General features: G+C 51.6%; 14 protein-coding genes. 7 read left to right on the top strand and 7 right to left on the bottom strand.

Annotated features, from left to right (window positions below):
- Window positions 1-17 precede the first annotated feature (17 nt).
- Window positions 18-1,025 (top strand): LacI family DNA-binding transcriptional regulator, encoded by a 1,008-nt coding sequence (locus KB236_07160; protein ID UIF30318.1) that lies wholly within the window; start codon window positions 18-20, stop codon window positions 1,023-1,025.
- Window positions 1,026-1,130: 105 nt separating this feature from the next.
- Here KB236_07160 and KB236_07155 read toward each other — a convergent pair whose 3' ends face one another.
- From KB236_07155 to KB236_07145, 3 genes are all read right to left on the bottom strand, one after another.
- Window positions 1,131-3,080 (bottom strand): M13 family peptidase, encoded by a 1,950-nt coding sequence (locus KB236_07155; protein UIF28330.1) that lies wholly within the window; start codon window positions 3,078-3,080, stop codon window positions 1,131-1,133.
- Window positions 3,081-3,286: 206 nt separating this feature from the next.
- Window positions 3,287-3,781 carry a MarR family transcriptional regulator gene (locus KB236_07150; protein ID UIF28329.1) on the bottom strand — a complete coding sequence of 165 codons (495 nt, stop codon included), beginning with the start codon at window positions 3,779-3,781 and terminating at the stop codon, window positions 3,287-3,289.
- Between the two features lie 370 nt (window positions 3,782-4,151).
- Window positions 4,152-5,039 carry a hypothetical protein gene (locus KB236_07145; GenBank protein ID UIF28328.1) on the bottom strand — a complete coding sequence of 296 codons (888 nt, stop codon included), beginning with the start codon at window positions 5,037-5,039 and terminating at the stop codon, window positions 4,152-4,154.
- 217 nt (window positions 5,040-5,256) lie between these two features.
- On the opposite strand from KB236_07145, the gene KB236_07140 reads away from it, so the two are divergent.
- From KB236_07140 to KB236_07130, 3 genes are all read left to right on the top strand, one after another.
- On the top strand, window positions 5,257-5,682 hold the full coding sequence (locus KB236_07140; protein UIF30317.1) for a universal stress protein: 426 nt from the start codon (window positions 5,257-5,259) through the stop codon (window positions 5,680-5,682).
- Between the two features lie 453 nt (window positions 5,683-6,135).
- Window positions 6,136-7,251: a YibE/F family protein gene (locus KB236_07135; protein UIF28327.1), complete on the top strand. Its 1,116-nt coding sequence runs from the start codon at window positions 6,136-6,138 to the stop codon at window positions 7,249-7,251.
- Window positions 7,248-8,042: a YibE/F family protein gene (locus tag KB236_07130; protein UIF28326.1), complete on the top strand. Its 795-nt coding sequence runs from the start codon at window positions 7,248-7,250 to the stop codon at window positions 8,040-8,042. Before KB236_07135 ends, KB236_07130 begins: the two co-directional genes overlap by 4 nt.
- A gap of 226 nt (window positions 8,043-8,268) precedes the next feature.
- On the opposite strand, the gene KB236_07125 is transcribed toward KB236_07130, so the two are convergent.
- From KB236_07125 to KB236_07115, 3 genes are all read right to left on the bottom strand, one after another.
- A complete protein-coding gene (locus tag KB236_07125) occupies window positions 8,269-9,567 on the bottom strand; it encodes an SH3-like domain-containing protein (protein ID UIF28325.1) in 1,299 nt (432 codons plus the stop codon).
- Window positions 9,568-9,690: 123 nt separating this feature from the next.
- A complete protein-coding gene (locus KB236_07120; GenBank protein ID UIF28324.1) occupies window positions 9,691-10,764 on the bottom strand; it encodes an N-acetylmuramoyl-L-alanine amidase in 1,074 nt (357 codons plus the stop codon).
- Window positions 10,765-10,994: 230 nt separating this feature from the next.
- Window positions 10,995-11,498 (bottom strand): transcriptional repressor, encoded by a 504-nt coding sequence (locus tag KB236_07115; protein ID UIF28323.1) that lies wholly within the window; start codon window positions 11,496-11,498, stop codon window positions 10,995-10,997.
- A gap of 447 nt (window positions 11,499-11,945) precedes the next feature.
- Here KB236_07115 and KB236_07110 point away from each other — a divergent pair, with 447 nt between their 5' ends.
- From KB236_07110 to KB236_07100, 3 genes are all read left to right on the top strand, one after another.
- Window positions 11,946-12,632: a VIT family protein gene (locus KB236_07110; protein ID UIF28322.1), complete on the top strand. Its 687-nt coding sequence runs from the start codon at window positions 11,946-11,948 to the stop codon at window positions 12,630-12,632.
- A 15-nt stretch (window positions 12,633-12,647) separates the two neighbouring features.
- Window positions 12,648-13,355 (top strand): VIT family protein, encoded by a 708-nt coding sequence (locus KB236_07105; protein UIF28321.1) that lies wholly within the window; start codon window positions 12,648-12,650, stop codon window positions 13,353-13,355.
- A gap of 84 nt (window positions 13,356-13,439) precedes the next feature.
- Window positions 13,440-15,032, top strand: coding sequence for an APC family permease (locus KB236_07100; GenBank protein UIF28320.1), 1,593 nt, complete (start codon window positions 13,440-13,442; stop codon window positions 15,030-15,032).
- A 198-nt stretch (window positions 15,033-15,230) separates the two neighbouring features.
- Here the strand turns inward: KB236_07100 and KB236_07095 are convergent, their stop codons facing one another.
- On the bottom strand, window positions 15,231-15,686 hold the full coding sequence (locus KB236_07095; protein UIF28319.1) for a GNAT family N-acetyltransferase: 456 nt from the start codon (window positions 15,684-15,686) through the stop codon (window positions 15,231-15,233).
- Window positions 15,687-15,794 lie beyond the last annotated feature (108 nt).

The raw sequence follows: 15,794 nt of genomic DNA, 5'->3' as shown, positions 1-15,794 counted from the left end.
GTCGGGAGGTGATGGTGATCGCAGCCACCTTAAAAGATATTGCGACAACGGTAGGGGTCTCGCTGGCGACCGTGTCACGGGTTCTGAATTACGACCGGACATTGTCGGTCAGTGAGTCCACCAGAAAACAAATATTCGAGGTCGCCGAGGACTTGAACTACACCAAGTCCAAACGACGAGCTAACGCACCGGCCAAGCAACTGCGAGTTGCCATCGTCCAGTGGTACTCGAAGTCTAAGGAATTGGATGACCTGTATTACATGGCGATTCGGTTGGGCTTAGAGAAACGCTGTGAGCAGCTCAACATGCTGGCTACGCGAACGTTTCAGAATAACCTGCAGGCCATTGATCCAGACGTGGACGCCGTGATTGCTATTGGTAAATTCAGTGACGAGCAGGTCAGTACATTGTCTCAGCTGACGGCCAATCTGGTCTTTGTCGATCAGGATCAATTGGGTCACGGCTACGATAGTGTAGTCACGGACTTTGACGTGGCCGTTCAGCAGGTGGTCGACTTCTTCTGGCAACGCGATCAGCACGAGATTGGGCTGATCTGTGGGAGTGAGTCGACGACCGATGGCAAGCTGGCGGTGATTGATCCCCGGTATACAGCGTACTGCCACGAGATGCAGGCGCGCGGGGTCTTTGATCCCAAGCTGGTCTTCACCGGCGATTACACCGCGGAGTCGGGTTATGAACAGATGCAGGCCGCCATTACGCGGCTAGGCAAGCAGTTACCTCACGCATTCTTCGTTACCAATGATCCTATGGCCGCGGGGGCACTGAAGGCCCTGCGTGAAAATGGTGTCGCTGTGCCGGAACAGGTTAGCGTCTTTAGCTTCAACGACACCACGATTGCTAAGTACGTCTTTCCTGAACTCAGCAGCGTTCACGTGAATACGGAGATGCTGGGCGCGGAGGCCGCCGATCTGGTGGCCGACCGCATGCAGACGGGCCGGCAGACACCGCAACGAGTGACGATTGGTACCGAATTAATTGAACGAGAAAGTACGTTGAAAGCATAAAAAATAAGGCCTGAATCTTTGCGGATTCAGGCCTTATTTTGTCGTAGTTATTGAATATGCTGTAAGATTTAAATGCTTTTTTGATTCGAAATTGAAGTGGCAAGACTACCAGATCTTCACCCGGTCAGCTGGTGCCAAGTACATGGCATCATCCGACTGAACGTTGAAGGTACTGTAGAAGTCGGCCAGATTCTTGAGTTGCACGTTCGCCCGGAGCTTGGCGGGGGCGTGGACGTCAATCGACAGCAGAAGCTGCATGTACGCAGTGGTGGCCTTCATCCGCCAGATATTACCCCAGTTGATGAAGAAGGCTCGCAGGTCAACGTCATCCTCTGACTTAGCGGCCTCCAGCGCACAACTCAGACCGCCGGCGTCAGCAATGTTTTCGGAGACGGTCAGCTTACCGTTGACTTTCTGACCAGCAAAGGAGATGCCATCGAATTCGTTAATCATGGCCTTAGCCAGGTCCTTGAAGTGGGCCAGATCGGCGTCCGTCCACCAGTTGTTCAAATTCCCAAATTCATCGAACTGGGCGCCGTTGTTGTCGAAGGCGTGGGAGATTTCGTGGGCGATCACGGCCCCGATACCCCCGTAGTTAGCGCTGCTGGATTGCTTCAGGCTGTAGAATGGCTTCTGCAAGATCGCCGCGGGAAAGACAATTTCGTTGTTGGTTGGGGAGTAGTAAGCGTTGACAGTGCTGGCGCTCATTTCCCACTTGTCGCGGTCCACGGGTTGGCCCCAGTGACCGTAGAAATCAGCCAGAACAATCTCGCTAAAGCCTTGCAAGTTATCGAATAACGACTTGTCAGTGTCCACGTGGAACTTGGCGTAGAGTGGATCAATTTTATCGGGATAGCCGACCTTAATCGTTAATTTCTGGAGCTTAACGATGGCCTTTTCCCGGGTAGCCTTACTCAACCAATCGTTGGTTTTCAACCGATTTTGGTAAACGTTGGCCATCTTGACGACCATGTCGTGAACGTCTTTTTTAGCCGCTTCGCCGAAGTACTTGCGACCGTAGTAGTCACCAACGACTTGGGAGAAGTTGCCCATGGCCAGGTAGTAAGCGGCCTTGGCTTGGGAACGGGCTTCCTTCTTGCCGGAGAGCGCCCGACTGTAGGTGCCACCGACTTGGCGGTATTCTTCGGTCAGGAGACCGGTTGCGTCAAAGGCAGTGTTCACCAGCATCCAGCTCTTAACCGCGTCGAAATTAGCCGGCGCCAGAATGTCATCGACGGCATCGAAGAACTTCGGTTGCGGCAGGATGACCGTTTCCGGCGTATCGTGCAGTAAGTCCGTAATGGCACCGGTCAGGTCAAGCGCACTGACCTGGCCATCAACAGCGGCTAACTTCCGCGGATTGTAAATTTTGACGTAGTCAGCGGCTTCTTCGGAGGACTTCACGTGGGGGGCAATCTGCGCATCGAATTGCTTGGCTTGTTCGACGATGGTTGCGGCCTTATCGGTGTCGTAACCGAGGAGTTCCAATAGCTTCGTTGCCGTTTGGGTGAAGATTGGCATGAGTTGCTTGGCCGCCGGATTGTCTTTGCTATAGTAGGTCTTGTCGGGTAGAAAGAGGCTCGGCGCGTCCACGTAGAGCGCGTATTGGCTGGTATCTTTCATGTCGGGTTCGACGCCGACCTCGATGGGCGCCGGAAGTCCTTGACGATACCAATCGGCTAGGTGTTGGCTAAGGTCATCAAAGTCTGTCAGTGCCTCAATCTTGGCGAGCCACGGCTTGAGCGGTGCGGTGCCCGCCTTTTCCCGTTGGTCGAAGTCGCTAGTCATGGTGTAGAGCTTCTTGAACTCCGCCATTTCGGGATTTGCCGGCGTTAATTTGCCCGCTAATAAGTCACTAAAGTCATGCATCAGCGTGTGTTCAATGTTGTCGGCCAGATCCATGAAGCCCCCGGTCGAGGCGTGGTCGCCAGGGATGGTTGCTTGGGCGGCCCACTTGCCATTAACGGCATCGTAAAAGTCCTGAGTTAACAGGGATTCGTCGACCGGAAAGTCGCCAGCGGATGGCGCATCGGAAGCAAAATGATTAATACGCATAGGAAATCCTCCTTAAAAATTGTCATTAGTGACAGGTTAACGCTTTTATAGTTAAAAGGGAATTTTTTTATCATAGTTTTCTCATAAATAGAAACTAATACAAGAATAACGGGATCCGAACCTCACGATTCAACTCCCGCTATTTTTGAAATGGGTGGTTCCATGCGTGATGAAACCAGCCATGTTTACGGTTTCAATTCACGGCGTTATTCAACCCGCCGCTTGGCATTGAGAATTGGCCGCTGGAACTTTGGTCGTGTCCGGTCCCAGACCGCAATGTTTTGTTGATACTGGGTAAAGAAGTCGGTAATATCTGCCGGAGTTAAGCTGGTTGGAATCTGGTTCCAGGTCTCTGCACTCTGCAAAAAGGCTTGGTGAATGTCATGTTCCACGGTGGTCCCCTTATCGGTCAAGCGCAGGTACTTCACCCGCCGATCATCCATCTTGGCTTCCTGTTCAACGAACCCATCCAGCAGCAGGGCCCGCAATTTCCGAGCCGCAGCCGAGCGCGTAGTCCGCGTGGAATCGGCCAATTCACTCAACGTAATATTCCGTTGTTCGTGGATCTGCTTTAACAATAAATACTGTTCGAAGCTAACCGAGTACTGCCCGGTAATCTGTTCTGCCGCATTGATCAACACCCGAAAAATTTCGCGGTACTGCCGTAGAAAATTTTCAAATACTCTTTCTTCGTTTTGCATAATAACTCCCCCTTGAAAACGAATCTAGCTGGTTTAGCAAACATTTCCATGCTGAATGACAGCCAATATTCACTACCTCAGCATACCGTTATTATGCCACCTGATTGCTGGGGATAAAAATGATTACCCTTAGGGAGAATGCGTTAGGGTAAGTCAGTTTGTTATCTGGTTTAGGGTATACGTTAACCATTCCCTTGAATTAACGAAGAAGTGGCGAAGAAAGCCCATCTAAATGGGCTTCGCGACAGATGACAGTGGCCACGAGATGGAGAGTCAGTTAGTTAAGTCGGTAAAAAAATGACCCGACAGAAAGTCCGAGTCATTTTGGCAAATGGTAAGGCGGACAGCCGGAGACACTCCCCATTATCCGTTAGCCTTGCGTCATGTAGATGTAGAGGTGATCCGTCGAGAAACCGGTGTTGAAGCGAATCCCATTTGATTCAATTGTCTTGGTCGTCGTGGATGAACTATTCTTCTTGGCGTCCTTCAAGACCTTTTCGAACTTGTTAATGACGTATTTCGGCTTAGCCTTCAACGTCGTTCCTAGCAGGGCGAAAGTCGTGCCAAACTTTTTCTGGCCCGTCTTGGTCTTCATCTGCTTGGTTGGCGTAATCATGGCTAGACCCATTAACTTGCCGTCCTGAACGTTGGCCCGCACTGTGGTGTACTTGGTCGTCGTTAGATTCTTGACACCATCCTTAGTGGTGGTGGGGAGCAAGCTATCTTTGGCCTTGCGCTTGGCCGTGTTCATCTCGGCCTGTAACTGCTTGGCGGCGGCTTGTTGTTGCTGAGCAGCAGCGGCTGCGGCGGCCGGGTCGGTCTTAGCCAGCGCCGTTAACTTTTTCTTGGTTGCCGCTTGGTTCTTTTGAGCCGCTTGCAATTGCTTTTGGACCTTGGTTGGCAGGTAGGAAGCCGTGACCATCTGGTTGTACTTGGCCGCTAGGGACTTGTAGGTACCCAGCGCCTTGACCTTCTTGACGGTAACGGTCTTCTTCGCGCTCCCCGCCGTGATTTTAACGGTTTGGTCCTTGGTGGCTGCGGGAACTTGGAAGAAATAAGCGCCGCTGTTGACCTTGACGGATTGCTTCTTCCCATTATCAATTTGGTAGCTGACGCGTTTGGCGCTAGCGTTTCCCTTGACCACCGCCGTGAGCGCCGTGGGCCGGTAACTGGACTTCTTCGTGGTGAGGTGATTATTCGAGCAGCCGGCTAGGGTTAACGCGAGTAAGCCTAGGGCACCCAGTAAAAACTTTTTCATGATTGTGGAAACCATCCTTCTAATTCAGTTATTTGGTTAATCTTACCACAAACCGGGAGGAAAGCGAGAATGAGAATCGGCTAAACATTTGCCCAGAAGCCTAAAATTCTCGTGAAAATTTGTGCATTTGTCTTCCAACGGGCGGTGTTTATTGCTATGATAAAGGTGTTGAAAGCGATACCACATTGATGGTTTAATATGGAAAGGACGGGATATGATGTATGAACGGATCTTAGTACCAATGGATGGGAGCAATAACGCCCATAAAGCACTGGTGGAGGCAACCAAATTGGCCCAAAAGCTGGGATCAAAGCTGTTCATCGTTTCCGTCGCTAGTGATCAAACCTATGCCCACTACGGCGCGGAATTTGGCAGTGAAATTGTCACGCATTTCAAGGAAGCGGCGTCAAAATTCTTGGATACTGCCGTTGAAGAGGTCAAGGAAGCCGGTGTGCCCGTGGAAACACGGTTCAAGACCGGTCTACCGAAGCCGACGATTGCCGTGACTTTGCCCGAAGAACTCAACACGAACTTGACGGTGATTGGGCGTTCCGGGGCACACGGCCTGGGCCGGGCCATCATGGGGTCAACCACGAGCTATGTGGTTCATAATTCCAAGACGAGTGTGTTAGTCGTTGATTAAGTCATTCAGGGGACTTGGCGTTGGCCGAGTCCTTTTTAGTCTAAAAAAATCTGCAAAATAAAACGCACCGGCAATTAACTTGTCAGTGCGTTTTATGGTATAGGCGTCAGATTTACTTTTTGTTCTTTAACCAACGTTGTAAATCTGAAATTTCGTCGCGCCGCTTCCGGTCCTTTTTACGGTTAACCTTCCGACGGCCTTGAACGCCATTTGGATGTGCTTTTCTCATTGTAAAAACCCTCGCTTAATTAAAATAACAATCGGCTACCATTCTATCGTTTATCCTCACAAATTGCAAGGGTCCCCAGGGATTCTCCGGTAATTAACCCCCTAGTAGGGTTGCTAGAACGGCGATTCATGTGATTTGGTTAAAATTTTTAGCGTGACGCTGGCACCACCACAGAAAGTGGTATATTGAATGCAACGCGTCAAAGGTTAGAAGGGATCGGGAGTATGCAAGGTTTAGTGAAGAAAAGAAAGGTCACACTCGGCCTGTGGCTACTGGTGCTTCTCATCGGTGGTCTAGTGGTATGGGGAACGCAGCACAACGCGGGACTCTACCGGAACCCCATCATGCAGGTCACGAGCGTGCAGACGGGGACGGCCACTCACGAGGAGGATGACTTTCACAACGTGGATCGCCAGACCAAACAGGTTCTGCGCGGGCACATTCTCAATGGTCAATATCGCGGGCAAACGCTGACGGTCACCAACACGTATTCACTGTCGGGAGCCATGGACCAACGGTATCGCAAGGGCAGTCAACTCTTCGTGGTGGTCCATCAGCATCGCTCGGGACTGACCGCGACGGCTAAGGATGCCAAGCGGGACACGCCGTTGGTCTTCATGCTGTGGTTAGTTGTCGGCCTATTGCTCCTCATCATGCAGTTCAGCGGGTTCATGGCCTTCCTGAGTGTGGCCCTCAATGGGGTGCTGTTCCTGATGGCCATTATCCTCAATGGGTCAACGCAGGGCGCCCGGGTCCTCTGGATCTTCGGTAGCCTGGCGGTGGTCTTCGCCGCGCTGACCTTGTGGTTGGTCATCGGCGCCAATCGGCAGATGCTGATTACGCTGGCCACCACGCTAGGCGGAACGGCGCTCTCAATTGTCGTGGCCCTACTGGTCTTTCATTTCACCCACGAGAAGGGGATGTACTACGAGTCCATGCAATACGTCACGCAGCTACCGCGACCATTGTTCTTGGCGGAAACGTTGCTGGGGTCACTGGGGGCTGTTATGGATGAGTCGACCGATATTATCTCGTCATTGTTTGCGTTGAAACGCGAACGGCCGGAGCTGTCGGCGGGCCAAGTCTTCAAGTCTGGTCGGCAGATTGGCAGTACCATTATGGGCCCGCTGATTAACGTCCTTTTCTTCATCTTCGTGGCGGACACCTTTCCGATGGCAATGCTATACCTGAAGAATGGAAATAGTTGGGGCTATACCTTCTCGATGAACATGTCGATGGGCGTGGTCCAAAGCTTGATTAGTGGCATTGGCATCGTGTTGGCCGTACCGTTGGCCAGCTACCTCGCCAGCCGTTTTATGGAAAAGAAGGTGCGTGCATGAGTACAATTAATGTCTTGGGATTGGTGCTCCTAATCTTGATGGTTCTGGTCGGAGGGAAGGCGGGGCTGCAGTCTTTTCTGGCGCTCCTCTTGAACTTTGGCCTGCTATTCTTGGCAATCGTGCTGGTGGCCTTTCATTTTCCGCCGTTGCCGGTAACGCTGGTGGTCGGCCTGTTAGTCTTGGCGTTGACCATCTTCATGAGCAGTGGGGATGACCTGTCCAGTACGGTGGCTTTTCTGGCTTCGGCAGCCGTTCTCGTCATTTTAGTGCTGTTGATCGTCCCGGTGGAGCACTGGGCGCTGGTTCAGGGATTTGGTCCGGAGGATAGTGAAGACTTGGAGGGCTTATCGGTTCTGGTCGGCATTAGTTTTATTCAGGTGACGACCGCTACGGCCATTCTCAGCACGCTGGGGGCCATTGCGGAGGCCGCTATGGCCATTGCGGCTGGCCTCAGTGAAATCCTCGAGCAGCACCCGCAAGTGACGCCTAAGGCCCTGCTAGGGGACGGTATCGCCGTGGGCAAGCAGATCATCGGGACAACCTTCAACACGCTGTTCTTCGGCTTCTTCGGAGGTTTTCTTGCCCTCTTCATCTGGTTTACCGGCGTGCACTATTCTTTTGGCGAAATTCTAAATGATAAGATCTTTGTCTCAGAAATCTTGATGATTCTGTTCGCTATGGTCAGTGTCATCCTAACCGTCCCGATTACGGCGTGGGTCATGACGCGCGCGGTAGCCGGTAAGCGACGTCGAACGACCAAGGCCCAGAAAGACCATGATCGCTTGGAATGAAAGGGGTTAAGCGGTTTGGGCTTTTCCCGGCCGCCCCACTGCGTTCCAGACCAAATTTGGTGAATGGTAAGGCGGCCAGTACGTGACTATCATATGATGATGGATGTTATCCTTGTCACATTACGGATTCTAGCCGTTTTCTAGCATTCAACCTGCAGCTATTAAATCAAAGCAGCCTTTCCAGTTAACCCAGAGTGGTTAAGCGGAAAGGCTATTTTTAGCATTATTATTCCAGCGAAGCCATGCCCGAACTGCGCATGGTGGCTTGCCCGTGGCGATTAACGGTGATGGTGCCATAGGTGTCTTCGGGGTCTGGGTCGCCATCTTGAATGGAGAAGAGGTCGCGCCCAGATTGGTGCTGGCGGTTAAAGGTTACGACGCGGGCGGTATCATTTTCCCAATCCAACGTGTGGGCCTTGGGGTGTGTTTGAATCGTGTGGTGGAGACCGTGAGTATTGTGCGCCTGCTGGATGAGGCGGTTGTGGTGGTCGTAGAATTTAACGGCCGTCACCTTGTCGTGCGTAATCTCAAAGACGGTCGGGGAGTGCAAATAGCTCATGGTGAGCGTACGAATCCAGTGGTGATGCCGGTAGAGATTGTACGTCCGTTGCGCGTAGTGGTAGCCGTGTTGGGTCTTGACCGGCTGAACCTGTAAGCGCACCGTATCCGTGGCCTTGGCGTGCAGGAGGGCCTTCGCTGGTTGAACGAAGCGTCCCTGCGTGAGCTGAAAGCTCTTCCGCACCCAGCCGACCGGACCGGCGGTGTTGTGAAGGTAGACGTAAGTCCGCCCCTGATTGTTAGTGGCTTCCTTGGTGGCGTAGAGCTGTTGATACATGAGGTGACTGACATCGCCACCGGTCACGTTAGGCTTAGTGCCGGGGATGGCGTTCCAGACCCGCATGGTCGTCATCTTATAGTTATTGGGGACGTTTCGACCATCAAACTGGTTGAGGTAGTAGGGCACGTGATTGAGCGTTTTCTGCGAGCGCACCGGGTTGATGCGGTGCAGATCCTGCAGGCGCACGTAACCCGTGATGGCGGGGTCGTCGAAGTCGTTCGTGCTGACTTGATAAAAATTAGGTGCACGCCACGGCTTGAAGGTGTTATAGAGGTCGTAAATACGAACGGCCACCAGCGTTTGCTTACTGCCGTAATACGTGCGAATAGCCATAAAATTGTAGCGTTCGTTGTGATCATCATAGGTAACGTAGGCGGCATTGTTAAGCCGGCTCGGTCGCTCCCGGTCTAACAGTTCGTCGTAGATTCGAGTGTGCTTGGTGAGGTGGTAGGCGATGTGCCGGTCGTTGGGCGCGATTCGCCGCAGGGTCCCCACCTTAGCGCGCAGATTCTGTAGCTGGCGGTGAGTGCGGGACTGGACTTTTTGGCGCCGAATCAGACTGGACGACACGGTGGTTGCTGCTATCGCATGGGCCTGCTGGTGTTGACTGACGAACCATCCCAGGCCACCCGCGAGTCCCAGAACCATGAATATGGCGCCGATTTTCCATCCCCGTTTATTAGTCATTGTAAATAGCCTCCCCGTCCGCTGGTTAATTTTAATTATAGCGCGCAGGGGCGGATTCGCCTACAGAGCCGTAAAAAAACACGACCGGAAATTCAATCCAGTCGTGTTCGGTTTAAATCAAATTTAGTTGCTGCTAGAAGCGCTTGAAGTTGCGGTGTCACTAGCAGATGAAGCGGATGATGAGGTGGCAGCGGCACTCACACTCGTGCTGGTTGCCGTGGCCGTTTCGATATCCTTGATGTTGGTCAAGTTACCAGAGTAGACCCAGTAACGCGTCTTGCTGGTGGTGTTCTTAGAAGGCTTGATCCGGTACCACATGGACCCATTGCTCTTCTTGGCCGTCATATCAACGACGTAACTCTTACCAACCTTAGGAGCAATCTTGGACCAACTTTGACGCTTGGCGTTCTTGTTGGCACCTTTAACGTGGTTGTACAGGTAGTACTTAGTGTACTTGCTGCTCAACTTGGCTTCCTTGTTGACAGACTTGTAAGTGGCGCTAACCAACTTGGTGTGCTTAACATTCATGGCGTTGTAGTACTTCTTAACCATCTGGTAGAAGGCCGCCATCGTGTATTTCTGACCAAAGTACTTCTTACCCGTGGTAGAGTAGTAGCCAACTGGGTCGGTGTGTGATGATCCGCCCAGGTGAGAAGCAACGGACCCGTGGGACCAAACCGTCCCCTTACCGTCATAAGCGGCATCGTTAGGCTTTAAGTTGTATTCGTTTAAAAGGTAGGCCGTGTACCAAGCCGCGTTGGCAATTTCGTGGGCGAAAGCGGACTTGCTGTGAACTTCCACTTGTTCGAATTGAACGAAGCGGGCGTTCCCAGGGAAGCCGACCCCCCAAGCCAAGTAGTCGGTATTGGCAATGTTGATGATCCGCGAACCGTCAACGAAACTGTGGACGAAGGCGTTGTTGTAGTTACGCTTCATATAGGCAATTTCGTTGTAGATGGTTGAAGATGGATTGGCCGTTTCGTGAACGACGACCCCTTCAGGCTTAGCCTTACCATGCCGGTATTTATTCTTTGGAAAACCACTCCAAATGGACTTGGTAATTTTAGCTGGCTTGATATTTTTGCTACTAATATAATTGTTCACTTTAGAACTCGCGTTAGCCGTAGTCGTGTTGGTGACACCGAGAATGCCAACAACCCCTAAGGCGGCCAGTGCGGTCAATACTACTTTATGCATCTTCACCCTGATCATCCCTCAAATCTTTTTTATTCGTACACGACCCTTTTCAGGCCGCTCAGTCGATATTCTTCGTTATCAACTATATACATTATCGGCCACCACGACAACCGTCAGACCGGCGTTTCCCCGTAATATTACGGGGTTAATAACGATACTGACGGGATTTGTTTAGCGTGTTTGCAAATACATTAAAAGTTAACGACACCTGTAATGTGGCTGTAATATTGCTATGACAGCGGTTTCTGGGTATCCGCCGTCCAATTTTGCCGCTTCGGATCGATGTGGAGCTTCTGCTGACACTCGGGGCAGAGACCATAGACTTCAACGTGGTTACTGGTGATAAGGTAGCCGGTCTGATCCGCCGCTTCCTGGTTGAGTTGGCGCTCAATCTCTGGAAAGTCGGGAGCGAAGACATCCGTGATTTTTCCACAGTTTTCACAAATAACGTGGTAGTGTGGTCGGCCGTAAAAGTCATAGCGCAGGCCACCGTTATCATTCGGCAATTCAATGACGACGCCCAGATCCACCAAGAGATTCAATGTATTGTAGACCGTAGCCATGCTGAGATTGGGCAGCTGGCTGGCGAGCGCGTTAAAGATGGTGTCGACCGAAGGGTGGTTGTGGTGGGTCACCAAATAAGTCAAAATAATTTGCCGTTGCGGGGTGACCCGGACGTGGTGATCCTTCAAGGTCTGCAGGGCCTGTTTTAAAAGTTGTTGCTGATTTGCCAAGGTGAACCCTCCTTTTGTTTGTTTTTGTTTTAGTCAATTGGTCGTACTATCGACCAAGATAATTTATAATCAATCTAGTTTGCCTCTATTAAACCACATTTTGACAATACTTCCAGTTTCTTGCCTCGCGAGACCAAACCGCGTGCTAAATTAAATATTCGCGTTTTTTAGAGTTTACTTTTGACGACAATGTGAGTACAATGGATTCGTTAGCAGATAATAATGATTCTAATCTAGCGGTAATGACCGCCAAAAGTAGTGGTTGGCCCAACCATGATGTGCATTTAAAAAGGATACCACAATTTCACCGTGATGGGTGGCGGGGGAGCCGTTAATCATGACGAATGACCGGCTAGTTAGAAACGTATCATTATTTAGTTTGTGTCACCTAACTTTTATTTGTAAGAGTGTTAAGATGGAAGACGGACATAATCGGGGGTAGATAGTATGAGAAAAGAGAAGAAAAAGGCCACGTTGGCCCAACGAATCAACGTTTTGCGGGCTAGCGTTATGGGCGCCAACGATGGGATTCTTTCCGTCGCCGGGATCGTTGTTGGAGTGGCTGGTGCGGCCACCAGTAGTTTTGCCATCTTTATTTCCGGGATTGCCGGCATGATCGCCGGGACGGTCTCCATGGCGATGGGGGAGTATGTCTCCGTTAACGCCGAGAAGGATGCCCAACGCAAGGCGATCGAGACGCAGACCGTGGCCTTGGATGATGATTACGACGGTGAGCTTGCCTTTGTGCGCGATAAGTATCTGGCCAGCGGTATTCGACCGGAGTTGGCTGATCAGGCGGCCAAGGAAATGATGAGTGAAGATCCATTAAAGACCACCGTCCGTGAACGGTTTGATTTTAACGTCGGGGAGTATACGAATCCGTATGCAGCTGCGATTGCGTCGATGATTTCATTTCCAACCGGGTCGATTCTGCCACTAGTGTCCATTACCTTATTGCCGGCGAAATGGCGAATTCTCGGTACCTTTATCGCCGTCATTATTGCCTTGTCGATTACCGGTTACGTGGCAGCTGTTCTGGGTAATGCCAACCGGCGCAACGGGACGAGACGAAACGTGATTGCGGGAATTTTAACGATGTTGGTGACGTATGGCATCGGAAGTCTATTCGCTTAGAGGGAGGCTACAGCAATGGCAGCTAATGAAGAAGTACAGATTAAGAAGCAAAAGAAACAACAAACGATGGCTGAAAAGTTAAATACGTTGCGGGCCGGTGTGTTAGGGTCCAACGATGGCATTCTAACCGTCGTGGGGGTATTGTTCAGTGTCGCCGCCGCAACCAACAATCAATTTACGATTTTTATTGCCGGCCTGTCGGACCTGTTGGCCTGCGCCTTCTCGATGGCGTCGGGAGAGTACGCCTCCGTCAGCACGCAAAAGGATACGGAAAGGGCAGCCGTGGACCAAGAAGCGGCGTTACTCAAGAGTCACTACTCCGACCAAGAGGCCGCCGTTCAGAAGTTTTACGAGGAGCGGGGGGTTTCTGCCGAGACTTCTCTGGCGATTGCCCAAGATTTAATGCATAAGGATGCCTTGGCAACGGTGGTTAACGTCAAGGAAGACATTCAGCTGGGACACTACATGAATCCCTGGAACGCGGCTTTTTCTTCCCTGATTGCGGCATCGCTGGGGGGCGCCTTCCCACTGATTGCCATGAGTCTCTTCTCAACGGCTTGGCAGTGGCCGGCAACCATTATCGCCGTGTTACTGTCGGTTACGTTGACGGGATTTCTGAGTGCTAAATTAGGCCACGGATTGGTCCGCACCGCGATTATCCGTAACGTAATTGTCGGGATTATTACCATGCTTATTCACTACTACGTCGGTCAACTCTTCTAAGTGAAATATCGCTGCTTTCTTAGCGCATTGCCAGATTCCTAGTGTACAATGGGCCAATATCTTTTTTGAAAGTGAGGAATTTGGTTGAAGCGCAAGATGAGTTTATTTTCACTAGTCATGCTAACGCTGAGTGCCATCATCGGTTCAGGTTGGTTGTTTGGGGCAGGAATGGCTGCCCAGATCGCCGGTCCGGCCGCTGTCCTATCTTGGATTTTAGGGGCCGTTGTCATCGGCCTGATTGCATTAAATTACATTGAACTTGGGACAATGTTCCCGACCAGCGGGGGGATGAGCCAGTATGCGGCCTTCTCCCACGGCCCACTACTAGGGTTTGTGGCTGGTTGGTCGAACTGGCTATCGTTACTGACGATCATTCCGATTGAAGCGGTGGCCGCCGTCCAATACATGAGTTCGTGGCCCTGGGCCTGGGCAAACTGGACCAGGGGTTTCCTGAAGGATGGAAACATTACCAATCAAGGATTACTGATTGTTTTTCTGTTTATTTTGGCGTTTACGCTATTGAATTTCTGGTCCGTCAAGTTGTTGACGCGATTTACCAGTTTTATTGCCGTCTTTAAATTAGTGATTCCCACGCTGACGATTATTGTGTTGTTGGCGACCGGGTTTGATTCCGGCAACTTTGCCCACACCGCGGGCTTCATGCCTAACGGGAGTGCGGCAATCTTCTCGGCGACGACGGCTGCGGGGATTATCTTCTCGTACAATGCTTTTCAGACCACGATTAATATGGGAAATGAAATTGACCACCCAGAACGGAACATTCTCTGGGGAATCGTCATTGCCTTTGGTATTAGTACCGTAATTTACACGATGCTACAGGTGGCCTTCATTGGGGCTGTGCCAACGACCATGCTGGCTCACGGCTGGCAGGGCGTCAACTTCCAGTCGCCATTTGCCGATATCGCCATTCTGCTGAATCTGGGCTGGTTGTCGACGTTACTGTATTTGGACGCCTTCGTCTCCCCATTTGGGACCGGGGTTTCATTCGTGGCGACGACCAGTCGTACGCTGGCCGCTATGACCGGGACCAAGCACGTTCCGACGCGATTGGGTGAAATCAACCGGAAGTACCAAACGCCACGGCGCGCCATGGTCGTGGACATGTTGCTGGGGGTTCTCTTGGTCGCGGGTTTCCGAAACTGGAGTGCCTTGTCCAACGTAATTTCCACGTCGACATTAATCGCTTACCTGACGGGTCCCGTTACGGTGATGGCACTGCGACACCAAGGCCGTGACTTCAGTCGGCCGTTCCGACTTCACGGCGTCCGGGTGTGGGCACCACTGGCCTATGTGCTGGCGAGCCTCGCTATCTACTGGGCGAAGTGGCCGACCACGGTCGAGGTCTTTGGGGTCATTGCCCTGGGACTGCTATGCTACATTTATTACGAAATTCGACAACCAGCGGGATGGCGGGCCTTACGGGCAAGTCTCAAGGGAAGCCGCTGGCTGTTAGCCGAAATGATCTGGCTCACCGTGATGTCTTATGCGGGGAGTACTCAGTTCGGCGGGGTCGGCCAGTTGGCCTATCCGCTGGACTTCCTGGTGGTCGCACTGGGCAGTCTGGCCTGTTACTATCTCGGGGTCCACGATGCTTATCGGAGTGAATCTTTCGCCATTGCCCGTGAGCTCAATCAACGGGTAACGGAAGAGGATTAAGGGGATGGCTGATGTTAAGTGCGGCTAATATTGTTGGGAGATTTCCGTTGGCTGGAAGCCTGACCGTTAGCAAGCAGTCGTCAGCCTGTAGCAAAGAGAACGTAGAAAAGCCTTTGTACCGCCAATATTTGGCGATGCAAAGGCTTTTTGCTGGTGTATTGATAGATGGTAATCATGAGTAGCTACCAGATGGCGATATTAGTTGTGTAAGCGCCAGGTCCAGTCGTGACCGGTGTCATCGGCAGTAAACCCTGCCGCCGCAAGTACCGCCTCGTCTAATCGCGCGGACGGTGTTAATTTCAATTCGGTCAGTTGGAGTTCATCGCGACCGAAGCTGACGAGACGATCTACGATTTCCTGTTGTTCGCTAGCGGGCAGTGTTTTGCCAGCTAGACCGGCGTGACCCGTATGGGCGGGCAGATCTAATTCCAAGAAGCCGCCCCAGCCCACCAACTTGTGGGTCTGCCGCCGTTCGATCCCCCAAGTGAGGGTGGATCGTTTCATGGTAGAACGCATGGTATTGTTGATCCAGTCGGCAGTTTCGGCGAGATCGCGGTGAGTGAGGTCGGCAACATTTTTTAATTTAAAGCGGGTAAGCCAGTCGAACCGAAACTTCGGTGTGAGTAACGGGTGGTAACCCTCAAAGCTTGACATGGACGGTGATTCCTTTCTTAAAACGATTTATCCCTATTGTACAGATAAATCGGTGCCGTTACCAGTGACTTCACAGGTGTTGTTGGCTGAGCTGTGCTATACTTAAAC

Origin of the sequence: Levilactobacillus brevis (genome assembly GCA_021383565.1) — a bacterium.
GTDB classification, from domain to species: domain Bacteria; phylum Bacillota; class Bacilli; order Lactobacillales; family Lactobacillaceae; genus Levilactobacillus; species Levilactobacillus brevis_B.
The sequence above is the reverse complement of the archived record's forward strand: the minus strand, read 5'-3'. Positions and strand labels throughout refer to the sequence as shown.